Here is a 13083-nt window from a genome sequence, read left to right as displayed (position 1 = left end):
AGATAAGAATGGACGCTGTGGCTCTTGCGGCTTTGCGCCTCAGAAATCGTAATCGTTGAAGCGCCAGGAATCGAGCAGGTGGTGCGAGGCCTTGAGTGCGGCGTCGGGATCGCGGGCGACGATCGCGTCGAGAATGGCCTTGTGGTACGGCAAAGCGCGCTTTTGCCCTTCGGCGACATCGTCATGGCTCGAAAGTGTGCGGTTGGCGTAGATCGCGACGGCGATCAGGTCGATGAGCTGTGAATAGACCACGTTGCGCGTGGCGGCGAAGATCGCAGTATGAAAGCGCAGATCGGCATCGGCATTGATATTGATGTCGCCGATGGTGGAAACCATGTCCTCATAGGCGGAGGCGATGGCCGCGATATCCTCCTCGGTACCGCGTGTGGCAGCCCGCGCCGTTGCCTCCGGCTCCAGCACGCGCCGGAGATCCTTGATCGAACGCATGATCTCCACAGACGGCCCGGTCTCGTAGTACCAGACCATGACGTCAGTATCGAGATGATGCCAGTTGGCGCGTTCCTTGACGCGAGTGCCGACGCGGGTCTTGATTTCCACCAGTCCCTTGCCCGCCAGGCACTTCATCGCCTCGCGGATGACGGTGCGGCTGATGCCGAACTGCTCCACCAGGTCGGGCTCGTTCGGCAGCGTCGCGCCGACCGGGTAAGTGCCGCCGACAATGCGGCGGCCAAGTTCATGGACAAAATAACCGAAGACGCCGCGACGGGGGGTCGTGCCATACTTGCGGACATAAGCATCGAATGGCGATTGCGTGATGATCAATTTCGAAACCGGGGTCGACGGAGCAATCATTGCATCAATGCCATGTTTCATTACTGGGACTCTCATGTCTGATTGAAAGGCGATGCGAGGGAAATCGCCAGCTTCTAGGGGGTCTAGCTGACATCACGCTGGTGTATCCAGGCTCGCTCGTGGGGTTCCATAGTTGGTCGGCGTTGATTTTGCCGTTCTCGTTGCGTCATATCTTGGCGAAGACTCTACCATGTCTTGTGTGCGCATGCCTACTGGCGCGTATCGACTGGATCATGGGATGAACGAGTGCTCTGACACGCGACATCGCGATCAAATTCTGATCTGGCGGTTAAGCGAAACGTGATTGCTTCATTGAATGGTGCGACGATTTCAGCCTATCGGAAGCGGCGAGAAACCGTTTAGATAACCGGGGATGCGAGGCGGTTCGGAGCAGTTTTAGAATGAATGATATATCCACGCGCAAGCGGGAGGATGCAGTGCAGGCGTCCGGCTCCAGGCCGCTGCTGATTGCGCTGCTCGTGGCCGGCGCCTTCTTCATGGAAAACCTCGATGGCACCGTCATCGCCACTGCCTTGCCGCAGATGGCCGCGTCCTTTGGCGCCCGGCCCGTCGATCTCAATATCGGCATGAGCGCCTATCTTCTGACGCTCGGCATCTTCATCCCGATCAGCGGCTGGATCAGCGACCGGTTCGGCGCGCGCCTGGTGTTCACCACGGCTGTCGTCATCTTCACGTTTGCCTCCGTTCTTTGCGGTCTTGCCAACGGCGTCGGTTCCTTCGTCGCCATGCGGATCCTGCAAGGCATCGGCGGCGCGATGATGGTGCCGGTGGGCCGGCTCGTGGTCCTCAACAATACGCCGAAGGACCAGTTGATCTCGGCGATCGCCACGATCACCTGGCCGGCGCTGGTGGCGCCTATTTTAGGGCCGCCGCTCGGTGGCTTCATCACCGACCATGCGAGCTGGCGTTGGATCTTCTATCTCAACCTGCCGCTCGGCATAGTGGCGTTTATCTTTGCAATCATATTGATCCCTGAAACGAAAAGCGCCGCCCGCCCGCCCTTCGACTGGATCGGTTTTGTCATCAGCGGTTTCGGTCTGGCGAGCCTGATGTACGGGCTGGAGCTTATCGGCCGTCCGGATCCGGTCTGGCTGGAAGCCTGGGCCTATGTCATCGCCGGTCTGGTCCTGCTTGCCGCCGCCCTGTTCCACTTCCGCAGAAGCGAGCATCCGCTGATCGATCTCTCCGGAATGAAGCTGCCGACCTTTGCCGTGACCATCTGGGGCGGCTCGCTGTTTCGCACCGCCATCGGTGCGGTGCCTTTCCTGCTGCCGCTGATGTTCCAGGTGGGCTTCGGGCTGAGCGCCTTTCATGCCGGCATGCTGACGCTCGCAGTCTTTGCCGGAAATCTGGTGATGAAGCCGGGCACAACGCCGATCCTGAGGCGCTTCGGCTTCAAGCCGGTGCTGATCGTCAACGGCATCCTCAACGCGATCTTCATCGCGGCCTGCGCGCTATTTTCCCCGGATACGCCGATCTGGTTCATCATCCCCGTGCTGTTCATCGGCGGCATGTGCCGGTCGATGCATTTCACGGCGCTGAACACCATCGCCTTCGCCGACATTCCGCCAAAGCAGATGACCGGCGCCAACACGCTGTTCAGCACGGCCTTTCAATTGACCATGGGAATGGGGATTGCCGTCGGCGCTATCGGCATCCGCATCGGCCAGGCCGTCAGTGCGCCGCTTGGCATGAGCGGGATCACCGCCATCGAATTTCGCCTGGCTTTCCTCATGCTCGGGATCATCGCGCTCCTGGCAGTTCTCGATTGTCTGTCGCTTGATCCGAAATCTGGGGATAACGTTTCGCGCAAGCCGAAGCCGAGCGCGAAAAAGGCCACCTGATCAGCAGCTGCAGCCGAAAACAATCGTCGTCCGGCGACTCAATAAGGATAATGGATGAAGTTGTAATGCAGCAGTAAAACAGGGACTGTGACTAAAAAGAGAAGAAGTATTGCGATGCTTGCTGCGCGCAGCACCTTCGTCCGGCGGGTGCGCTGGCCGGTCCAGTCATATACCATTTGAGCGTCCTCCTGTTCCGTACCTGCTAAAAGGGCAAGAAATGGAGCGCTAGTCAATATTACCAATATGATTAGTCGTGGCGCATCTCTTTAAAAGAATATTCTAACATTAATATCCTGGCGGCGGTTCGCGCCATTTTCCCTCGGATTGAGCCAAATTGATCTGGTTTTCGTGGAAAGGTCATTTTGTGATGCTAGTCGCGGCTATATAACGAACGAGGATGTCCTTGCGGCCGCGCGGGGGCGGAGGTTTATTTCTGAAAGAGGAAGACGTGATGAGCAAGGTGCGTGCCCTGGTACTGGAGCGTCAGCATGAGTTGGCGCTTCGTGACATCGACCTGCCACAGGAGGTCGGACCGGGCGAGGTGAAGATCAAGATCCATACGGTCGGCGTCTGCGGATCGGATGTGCATTACTACACCCATGGCCGCATCGGCCCGTTCATCGTCAATGCGCCGATGGTGCTTGGTCATGAGGCGGCTGGCACGGTGGTCGAGGTTGGCGCGGGTGTTTCGCATCTGAAGATTGGCGATCGCGTCTGCATGGAGCCGGGCATTCCCGATGCCAATTCCAAGGCCAGCCGCCTCGGCATGTACAATGTCGATCCCGCCGTCAGCTTCTGGGCGACGCCGCCGATCCATGGCGTGCTGACGCCCTTCGTCGTGCACCCTGCCAATTATACCTTCAAGCTGCCGGACAATGTCAGCTTTGCCGAGGGCGCGATGGTCGAGCCTTTTGCGGTCGGCATGCAGGCAGCCAGCAAGGCGAAGATTGCGCCCGGCGATACCGCCGTCGTGCTCGGCGCCGGCCCGATCGGCACCATGGTGGCGATCGCTGCCCTTGCCGGCGGCTGCGCCCGCGCCATCATTGCCGACCTTGCGCAGCCGAAGCTCGATATTGCCGCGCAGTATCAGGGCGTGATCCCGGTCAATATCCGCGAGAAGAACCTGATCGAAGAGGTCAAGAGCCTGACCGACGGTTGGGGCGCCGATGTCGTCTTCGAATGCTCCGGTTCGCCGAAGGCTTGGGAAACGGTCATGGAGCTGCCGCGTCCGGGCGGCGTCATCGTCGCCGTCGGCCTGCCGGTCGCCCCGGTCGGCTTCGATGTCTCGACGGCGTCGACGAAGGAAATCCGCATCGAGACAGTTTTCCGTTATGCCCATCAATATGAGCGCTCGATCGCGCTGATCGCATCCGGCCGCGTCGACCTGAAGCCGCTGATTTCGGAGACGTTCCGGTTCGAGCAATCGATCGAAGCCTTCGATCGCGCCGTGGAAGCACGTCCAAGCGACGTCAAACTGCAGATCGTTCTGGATCAGTAGGCGCCTGCTTTCGCCGCTGCCTCGTTTCGGCCAGGCGGCGGTTTGTCTTTTGTTTCGCATGATCCCATAGACGCCCCCGCGAAAGCGATGCTAGCGTGGCGCGAAACAAGCAGGGGTGGGCGGTAACGCCGAAAAACGGGAAGGGCCGTGGTGCCGCACGACGTCGCATTGATAGCATTGATTGCCGCCGGTTTTGGCTTCGCCGCCATTTTCGGCTACCTCGCCGACAGGCTGCACCTGCCGCCGCTGGTCGGATACCTCGTGGCCGGTGTCATGATCGGCTCGGCGACGCCGGGCTTTGTTGCCGACATGGCGCTTGCCTCGCAATTGGCCGAGATCGGCGTCATTCTCCTGATGTTCGGCGTCGGCCTGCATTTTTCGGCGGCCGATTTGCTCGCCGTGCGCGGGGTCGCTATTCCCGGTGCGATCGGTCAGATCGCCATCGCCACGCTTATGGGTATTGGCCTGGCGTCGCTATGGGGCTGGGGGATCGGTGCCGGTCTGGTCCTCGGCTTGAGCCTTGCAGTCGCCAGTACCGTCGTGCTTCTGAAGGCGCTGGAGGAGCGCAATCTGGTCAGTTCGACCAATGGCCGCGTAGCGGTCGGCTGGTTGATCGTTGAGGATCTGGCGATGGTGCTGGCGCTCGTGCTGCTGCCGGCCTTTGCCGGCGTTCTTGGCGGCCATACCGATGCGGGTGCTCAGGCAAGTGCTGGGGCGATCGGGCTGACCATCGGCATGACGCTCCTCAAGGTGGCGGCGTTTGCCGCCGTGGCGATCTTCATCGGCCCAAAGGTCGTTCCCTGGCTGTTGACCTCGGTCGCGCGCACCGGTTCGCGTGAACTCTTCACCCTCTCCGTTCTTGCTATTGCCCTCGGCATTGCCTTCGGGGCGGCGGAGATATTCGGCGTTTCCTTCGCGCTCGGCGCATTTTTCGCCGGGCTTATCATGAGTGAATCCCACCTCAGCCATCGGGCAGCAGCCGATTCCCTGCCGCTGCAGAATGCCTTTTCGGTGCTGTTCTTCGTCTCCGTCGGCATGCTTTTCGATCCCTCGGTGCTGGTGCGCGAACCGTTGATGATCCTCGGCGTGCTCGCCCTCATCATTCTTGGAAAAGGATTGATCGCGTTCTTGATAGTGGTGGTGCTGCGCTTTCCCGCCAGCATGGGGTTTGCCGTCGCTGCGGGGCTTGCCCAGATCGGCGAGTTTTCCTTCATCCTGGCGGGGCTTGGCGTTTCGCTGGGGCTGCTTCCCCGCGAGGGGCAGGATCTGATCCTTGCCGGCGCGATTTTGTCGATCACGCTCAATCAGCTGGTTTTTGCCGGCAGTGAGAGGCTGGAGGCATGGGTCTTTTCCCGGTGGCCGGCCTTCGCGTCCAATTATGGCATGGCGAAGCATGATAGCCTGTATCGTGAACTGGCCGTTATCAGCGAGCAGCGCGAAGAGCGGGATCGGCAGCATCACCTCGAAATCGAGCAGCTGATCGAGACCTTCCCCATGTTTGCCGAGCTCGACGATGGTGCGCAGGAAGAGCTCCTGCTGCTCTTCCGGCCACGGTCGGCATTGCCGGGCGATCGCGTCATCCGCACCGGCGACCGCGGCGACAGCATGTTCTTCGTTGCCTCAGGCGCGGTCGAAGTGCAGCTCGAGGACGAGGAGATTCCGCTTGCCGCCGGCTCCTTCTTCGGCGAAATGGCCGTATTGACGGGCGCGCGGCGCACAGCCGATGTGGTCGCCGTCGACTTCTGCCAGTTCCTTGTCCTGGAACGTCGCGATTTCAACCTGTTCATGTCCCGCCATCCGCAACTGCGCGCCGCCGTCAGCAACTTGGCGCAGGAACGGCAGGAGATGAACGTTTCCCGCAACCAGAGGCGGGACCAATCGCGCGACGCTGGTTAGTCGACTTCGCCGAGAAGGTCTATCGCCGCGTCAGCCAGCTCTTGGAAACACGGCAGGCCATCGTATAGGCGGGATCGAAAACATTGCCGACATCGTAACGCACGACCTGGCCGAGCAGGTGGCTGGCGGCGGTCTTGTCGAGGCCGTAGTCGGCGCCAAGCCAGCGCAGCATTTCGCTGGTCGCGTGCTGTAGCGCCTGGTCGAGCGGCCGGGCATTGCCGATGGTAAAAATGTCGTCCGCCGTCTCACCGCGCGGCCAGACGATTGTCTTCTTCTTTTCGACGCTGAGGCGCACCGTCACCTCGAAGGTGGTCTCGATACCTGTCCCAACGATCTCGCCGTCGCCTTGCACCGCGTGGCAGTCGCCAAGGAAGAAGAGCGCGCCGGGCGCAGAGACCGGAAACCAGATCGTCGTGCCGGGGCCGAGCAGGCGATAATCCATGTTGCCGCCGTACTCACCGCTGGTGGCGGTCGATATGGCCTGGCCGAGGGACGGGGCAACGCCAAAGCAGCCGATCATCGGTGACAGCGGCAGCACGAAAGTCTCCAGACCGGCCACCGGCTCGGCAAGCCGGGCCGTCAAAGCCTCGCGATCGATCTGCCAGATTGCCTTGTCGCCTGCCGGCAACGTACGGACATCCCAGGGGTCGACAACATTGCCGGCGACGACGCTGCGGGTAAAACCCGTATCGCGCGTCGGCACCATGCCAAGGATTTCAACCTTGAGTGAATCACCTGGCTCCGCGCCTTCGACGTAGATTGGGCCGTTCATCGGATTGGGGCCGGAGGCCTGCCGAACGTCGTCCTTGTCATAGCCGGCGGCGTCGAGCGTCTCGGTGATCACGGTGTCGCCGTCGATGATGTGCAACGCCGGGAAAAGCGAGCCGAGGACATTGTGATAGGCGGTCGGAGCGAAACGGTGCGTTGTCATGGGTGTCAGCCTTGTCTGGAGCTCTTTCTCCCTAACCTAGACTGGGTCTTGCTCCGATGAAAGGAGCGGAATAGTCGCAGTTCTCACGGTCCGACGAAATATCTCCGGCGCTTGGCTTTGTAGCTCTGCTCGTTGAACTGGCTGCGCAGCCAGGTCTTCCGGGTTCGCCTTCAAATATCCGGCATCCGGATCCTGACGATTGGCATCAGTGAGCTTCTTGACGACATAGCGGGCGTAATGGTGGTCGAAAATACGCATGAATTCGCCGAAATAAATATCGGCGACCCGCGTATCACCCCGGATCACGATCATGTTCTCGTCGTTGATGCGCTGCGAGGGCTGGCTGAAATTCGCCGAGCCGCTGACGATGAGAGGATCGTCACCCAACGGATCGACCAGCATGAATTTGTCATGGATGTAGTCGTTGGTATTGAGCGGATTATCGCGCTCCGCCAGAAAATTTGCCAGCGCGCCGCTTTCCAGGCGTCCGCCGGCGGCGAACAGAACATCGCGGTCGCGCCCGATAATTTCACCGTCGCCGAGATCGTCATCCTTGACGATATAGCGCAGCACGTCATTGTCCTGCGCGATTACCTTGCTGAAGACCTTGTCCAGATTGAAGGCCAGCGTGATGCAGGAAATCTCCTGCGCCTCGCCCATCCGATCGGCATACCATTGCAGGGATTCGCTGCTGTCCTTCGCGTCGCGGGCGCTGAAGACCGGCGTGACGCTGTTTGGCTGGGTGCGCCCAGCGGGTAGAGGCGTCAGGGCGCGATTTTTCGGTCGCAATTTGGTCGGCGTCAGGTTCTGCGATAGCAGCGTCCAGTATTCGAGATAGGTCTGCGCGATCGTCGGGCTCCAGACGATATGGCCGACATTCGAGTGGCCGAAGAGGCCGCCGTCGGAAATATTCGTCGATCCGGTCCAGACCGCGATCGGCTTTTCGTCCTCAAGCAGGATGATGAACTTATTGTGGCGGATGCCCTCGGTCACCGTGCGCGGGATGACCACCTTCATCTCGTCGAGCCGGGCATTGTGGATGACGGCTTCGTTCGCCGCCTTGTAGGTCTTTTCGTCATCGAAGACGATCTTCACGTCGGCGCCGGCTTCCACCGCTTTGGCGAAAGCGTTCGCCACCGGCTGATAGTGGAACTCGTAGAGTGCCGCGCGCAGCCCGAAGCGGTGATCCTCGGCGAGGCCAATGAACTTGATGAGTGCCTCGAATAGTCCGCGCGACAACCAGACCATTTCCTCGGCCGTGGGATTGTCGGCATCCGGCATGCGGTTGCCAAAACGGCGGGCATAGGCTTGAGATCCAATCACGCCGCGATTGAAATAAACGTCATGGCGCGCCTCGTCGTTTCTCTTGTCGAGATGCAGCAGATATTCCAGCTCGGTCGCGATTTCGAGGGTAACCGCCGAGGCGGTGTCGAGCTGTAGCATCTTCACCGTGCCATAGACCGGGACGATCTGGTAGCGGTAGGTGTGATCGGTTTCCGCCGTATAGTCGGCCCATTGGAAGCTCTGCACCGGATGCTCCGCCGTGCTCACGGGCGTCCCCGGCGGCAAGCCCTTATCCTTGTCCTTGAAGCGCTTGATGCCGGTCATCCAGTAGCGCTCGACGACCGCGCCGTTCTTAAGCTCCTCGCGCTGAATGGCGAAACCCATCAGCCCTGTCTTCTTGGCGTCTTGCCCGGGAACGAAGTCCCAGGCCAGGACAACCACATATGTTCCCGCAATCGCCCGCGCGCGCAGAACCGCACTCGCTGCCGTAACCCGCATGTCTCATCCCCCAATGGTCCAGTTGCCGGAGGGTCGATGCGCCTTTGAGGATTGGGTACCCCTTAAGGACGCCGGGGCTGCGGGGCGAAAGCCGACCGCAAACCGGGTTCGGACTGCACATCAACTCTCATGCGAAACGCGACGAAAGAGCAGTACATCTTTTCAGCGAAGATAGTCTTGTATCATAACAACCGCATGAATGCGCGCGTCGCATTAGCGGGATATGTTTTTCCCCACATCTCGCCTTCATCGCGTCTCTGCGGAGCGCCTTTTAAGTTCCGTGCGGCAAACTTTTCGCCACTATGCCGCAATGCGGAATAAATTTGCCCGGTGTCCTTAGATTCTGGCACAGTGCGTTTTGTGCATAAAAACTATCGTCTTTATGATCATCTTCATCGAGGTGAGCGTTGACTCACCCATTTCGATTGAGGGGACATAGATGAAACTTGCCATCGCAAATTTGCTTGCGGCTGCGGCCCTGCTGCTTTCCACGCAGGCCTTCGCCGAGACGCTGAAAGTCGGTGTCGTGCCCGGCGTTTACGCCGATTCCATCGAGGCGCTCGTTCCGGAAGCCAAGGCTAAAGGGCTGGATATTCAGATCGTTGAGTTCAGCGACTGGACGACGCCGAATGTCGCACTGCAATCGGGCGATATCGACGTCAACTATTTCCAGCACAAGCCCTTCCTCGACAATGCGATCAAGGAGCGCGGCTATGATTTTACCAGCGTCGGCCAGGGCGTGCTCGCCAATATCGGCCTCTATTCGCTGAAGCATAAGGATTTTGCCAGCATTCCCGAGGGCGGCACGGTCGCCATTGCCAACGATCCGGTCAATCAGGGCCGTGGTCTGCTGTTGTTGCAGAAGGCTGGTCTCGTCAAGCTGCGCGACGGTGTCGGCTTCAAAGGCACGCTGGACGATATCATCGACAATCCGAAGAAGCTGACCTTCAAGGAAATCGAAGGCCCGCAGCTTGCGCGCGTCACTGGCGACGTCGATCTAGCGCAGGGCTATCCGCATTTCATCGTTGCCGCCAAGACCTTCGATCCATCTTCCGGACTGCTCTATTCCGGCGTGGATGACAAGCAGTTCGCAATCGTCTTCGCCGTCCGCAAGGACAAGGCCGACAATCCGGCGCTGAAGGAGTTGGTTGCCCTTTATCAGAATTCCACGGCGGTTCGCGACGCGATCCACAAGGCTTTCGGTTCCGACAACAAGCTCTATACGCTGCCATGGCTGCCGTGATCGACAGCGATATCGCTCCGGCTACCGTCTGGCCCGTTCCGCGCGCGGAGCGAAGCCAGACGGTGATCGAGGAACAGGGCGCTGAGCCCGGGCAACGCCCGTGTTCCGTCGTCTTCGAAAGCATCGGCAAAACCTATACGTCTTCGGCCGGGTCGGTGCAGGCGCTGCGGGACATCAGCCTGGAGATACCGGCGGGTGCGATCTACGGCATTATCGGGCGCAGCGGCGCCGGAAAGTCGAGCCTGCTCAGGACGATCAACCGACTGGAAAAGCCGACCGACGGCCGCGTTCTCGTCGATGGCGAGGATATCGGCGGATACGACGAGGATACGCTGGTGGCGCTCCGCCGCCGTGTCGGCATGATCTTCCAGCATTTCAATCTGCTGTCGGCCAAGACGGTGTGGGGCAATGTCGCCCTGCCGCTGATCGTCGCAGGCGTGCCGCGCCGTCAGATCGAGGAGCGGGTCTCCGAGGTTCTGGCGCTGGTCGGGCTCGAGGACAAGCGCGACACCTATCCCTCGCGGCTGTCCGGCGGCCAAAAGCAGCGTGTCGGCATTGCCCGCGCCCTGGTTCATCACCCGGAGATTCTGCTCTGCGACGAGGCGACGTCGGCGCTCGATCCCGAGACGACGCTGTCGATCCTGCAGCTGCTGAAGGACATCAATCGCCGCCTCAACCTGACCATTGTTCTGATCACCCACGAGATGAGCGTCATCCGCGAGATCTGCGATCATGTCGTCGTTCTGGAGCAAGGACAGATGGTCGAATCCGGCCCGGTCTGGCGCGTCTTCGGCAATCCGCAGCATGCCGCCACCCGCGCGCTGCTGCAGCCGCTGCATCGCGATATTCCCGAGGACGTGGCAAATCGCCTGCGAGTGGAGGCCGATCCCGCCCGCCACGAAGATGCGATCATCGCGCTGTCCTATGCGGGTGAAGGCGGCTTGGAGCCGGATATTGCCGCCATTGCCGCCGCCATCGGCGCGCCGGTGCGGCTGCTGCAAAGTTCGCTCGACCGGATCGACGGTCATGTTCACGGCCGGCTACTGATCGCCACACGTCGGCCGGAAAGCCAAAGGCTGGCGCGGCTCGACGGCCTTGCGCATGAAACAAGGATATTGGGCTATGTCGACGTTGATGTATGAACGCCTGTGGCAGGCATTGCTCGACACCATCGTCATGGTCGGCGTCTCCGCCATTTTTGCCCTGGCGATCGGTATTCCGCTGGCGGTGTTTCTGGTGCTGTCAGGCCCTGATGGTCTCATCCATGCGCCGCGCCTAAATCGGGTGCTGGCGGCGCTCATCAACGGGTTCCGCGCCACGCCCTTCATCGTGCTTCTGGTCGCCCTGCTGCCACTGACGCGGTTGCTGACCGGCACCACGATCGGCGTTTGGGCGGCGATCGTGCCACTGTCCATCAGTGCCACGCCGTTCTTCGCGCGCATTGCAGAGGTCAGCCTGCGTGAGGTCGATGGCGGGCTAATCGAGGCCGCACAGGCGATCGGATGCCGCCGCTGGCACATCGTTCGCCATGTGCTCTTGCCGGAAGCGCTGCCCGGTATCGTCGGCGGCTTCACCATCACCATCGTCAGCATGATCGGTGCGTCTGCCATGGCCGGCGCCATCGGTGCCGGCGGCCTTGGCGATATGGCGATCCGCTATGGTTATCAACGCTACGACACGACGGTGATGGCCATGGTCATCGTTGTCCTCATCGCACTCGTCTGCCTCGTGCAATTTACCGGCGACTATGCCGTTAGCCGCCTGCGGGCACGCTGACGTTTTCTCAGGAGTTTTGCATGACCGACGCCTACCCCACGAGCTCGAACACTATATCCACCGAAACGACGGAGCCGCGCCGGCCGGCACCGCCATGGCCACCACGTCTCATCGAAACCGACGATCAGGCGATCAAGGCTGCCGAGGTGCTGGCCGAGAAATTCCGGGCGGGGGCGTCCGAGCGCGACCGCGAACGGCGGCTCCCCTGGGAGGAGATCGACCTCTATACCGAAAGCGGCCTTGGCGGTATCACCGTACCGAACGCCTATGGCGGCGCCGAGGTGTCCCATGTCACGCTTGCCAAGGTCTTTGAGATCCTTTGTGCCGCCGATCCGGCGCTCGGGCAGATCCCGCAGAACCAGTTCGGCGTGCTGTCGCTGCTGCGCGAGATCGGTACGGAAGAGCAGAAGCGCCGTTTCTATGGCGATATCCTGCGGGGCTACCGCATCGGCAATGCCGGCCCGGAGCGCGGCCGCAATGCTGTCAATGTTAGCACGACGCGGCTGCGCCAGACGCCGGATGGGCGCGGCTCACCGGTCGGCGCTTCTATTCGACGGGAGCGATCTTCGCGCACTGGATCCCGACACGCGCCGTTGACGATCAGGACCGCCCGGTTCAGGTCTGGGCGCCCTATGATGCGACCGGCGTCAATGTGATTGACGATTGGTCCTCCTTTGGCCAGCGGACGACCGCCAGCGGTACGGTGGAATTCACCGACGTCGCGATCGGCAGCGAACAGGTCCTTCCCGTCTGGCAGCTTGCCGACCGTCCGGCCATAACCGGCCCGGTCTCGCAGCTCATCCAGGTAGCGATCGACGCCGGCATCGCTCGGGGCGCGATTGAGGATACGGTCACGTTCGTCCGCGACTATGCCCGCCCCTGGATGGATTCCGGCCTGCAATCGGCAAGCGACGATCCGACCATCATCCACGAGATCGGCCACCTCTACACCGAGCTCCATGCCGCGCAGGCATTGCTCTATGCCGCCGGCGAGGTGCTGGACGAGGTGGCGCGTGCGCCGATCACCGAGGCGTCCAGCGCGCGGGCATCGGCAGCGGTTGCCGAAGCGAAGATCCTGACGACGGAGATCGCGCTCGAAGCGACTGAGAAGCTGTTCGATCTGGCGGGTTCGGCGGCAACCCGCGCCGGGCACAATCTCGACCGCCACTGGCGCAACGCGCGGGTGCATACGCTGCATGACCCGGTGCGCTGGAAATATCACTTGCTTGGCAATTACCAGCTCAACGGCGTCTTCCCAGCCCGCCATCAGTGGAATTAG

The 13083-nt window shown here is 61.0% G+C and carries 10 protein-coding genes and 1 pseudogene; 7 read left to right on the top strand and 4 right to left on the bottom strand.

The genetic code is table 11. The annotated features are described in order from the left end of the window. Positions 1-39: 39 nt before the first annotated feature. Positions 40-834: a FadR/GntR family transcriptional regulator gene (locus HB780_RS08595; protein WP_183686868.1), complete on the bottom strand. Its 795-nt coding sequence runs from the start codon at positions 832-834 to the stop codon at positions 40-42. 380 nt (positions 835-1214) lie between these two features. On the opposite strand from HB780_RS08595, the gene HB780_RS08590 reads away from it, so the two are divergent. Further along, entirely contained in the window at positions 1215-2678 is a 1464-nt protein-coding gene (locus HB780_RS08590) for a DHA2 family efflux MFS transporter permease subunit (protein ID WP_286202892.1), read from the top strand. Positions 2679-2716: 38 nt separating this feature from the next. Here HB780_RS08590 and HB780_RS08585 read toward each other — a convergent pair whose 3' ends face one another. Beyond that, on the bottom strand, positions 2717-2854 hold the full coding sequence (locus tag HB780_RS08585; RefSeq protein ID WP_183686866.1) for a hypothetical protein: 138 nt from the start codon (positions 2852-2854) through the stop codon (positions 2717-2719). Between the two features lie 275 nt (positions 2855-3129). Here HB780_RS08585 and HB780_RS08580 point away from each other — a divergent pair, with 275 nt between their 5' ends. Continuing rightward, the gene (locus tag HB780_RS08580; RefSeq protein WP_183686865.1) at positions 3130-4176 is read left to right on the top strand and encodes an NAD(P)-dependent alcohol dehydrogenase; all 1047 of its coding nucleotides are present in this window, start codon (positions 3130-3132) and stop codon (positions 4174-4176) included. Between the two features lie 150 nt (positions 4177-4326). Then, positions 4327-6072 carry a cation:proton antiporter domain-containing protein gene (locus tag HB780_RS08575; RefSeq protein WP_183686863.1) on the top strand — a complete coding sequence of 582 codons (1746 nt, stop codon included), beginning with the start codon at positions 4327-4329 and terminating at the stop codon, positions 6070-6072. 19 nt (positions 6073-6091) lie between these two features. Here HB780_RS08575 and HB780_RS08570 read toward each other — a convergent pair whose 3' ends face one another. Together HB780_RS08570 and HB780_RS08565 are read right to left on the bottom strand one after the other, a co-directional pair. Further along, positions 6092-7003 (bottom strand): acetamidase/formamidase family protein, encoded by a 912-nt coding sequence (locus tag HB780_RS08570; RefSeq protein ID WP_183689582.1) that lies wholly within the window; start codon positions 7001-7003, stop codon positions 6092-6094. A 36-nt stretch (positions 7004-7039) separates the two neighbouring features. Beyond that, on the bottom strand, positions 7040-8785 hold the full coding sequence (locus HB780_RS08565) for a phospholipase D-like domain-containing protein (RefSeq protein ID WP_286203018.1): 1746 nt from the start codon (positions 8783-8785) through the stop codon (positions 7040-7042). A gap of 439 nt (positions 8786-9224) precedes the next feature. On the opposite strand from HB780_RS08565, the gene HB780_RS08560 reads away from it, so the two are divergent. From HB780_RS08560 to HB780_RS08545, 4 genes and pseudogenes are all read left to right on the top strand, one after another. Beyond that, positions 9225-10028 (top strand): MetQ/NlpA family ABC transporter substrate-binding protein, encoded by an 804-nt coding sequence (locus tag HB780_RS08560; protein ID WP_183689581.1) that lies wholly within the window; start codon positions 9225-9227, stop codon positions 10026-10028. Next, positions 10016-11170, top strand: a complete 1155-nt coding sequence (locus HB780_RS08555; RefSeq protein ID WP_183689580.1) for a methionine ABC transporter ATP-binding protein — start codon at positions 10016-10018, stop codon at positions 11168-11170. The genes HB780_RS08560 and HB780_RS08555 overlap by 13 nt, the downstream gene beginning before the upstream one ends. Beyond that, complete coding sequence (locus tag HB780_RS08550) at positions 11151-11804, top strand: methionine ABC transporter permease (RefSeq protein ID WP_183689579.1); 654 nt, start codon at positions 11151-11153, stop codon at positions 11802-11804. The genes HB780_RS08555 and HB780_RS08550 overlap by 20 nt, the downstream gene beginning before the upstream one ends. A gap of 20 nt (positions 11805-11824) precedes the next feature. Next, a pseudogene (locus tag HB780_RS08545) lies at positions 11825-13083 on the top strand (SfnB family sulfur acquisition oxidoreductase).

It is taken from the genome of Rhizobium lusitanum (genome assembly GCF_014189535.1).
Taxonomy (GTDB): Bacteria; Pseudomonadota; Alphaproteobacteria; order Rhizobiales; family Rhizobiaceae; genus Rhizobium; species Rhizobium lusitanum_C.
The sequence above is the reverse complement of the archived record's forward strand: the minus strand, read 5'-3'. Positions and strand labels throughout refer to the sequence as shown.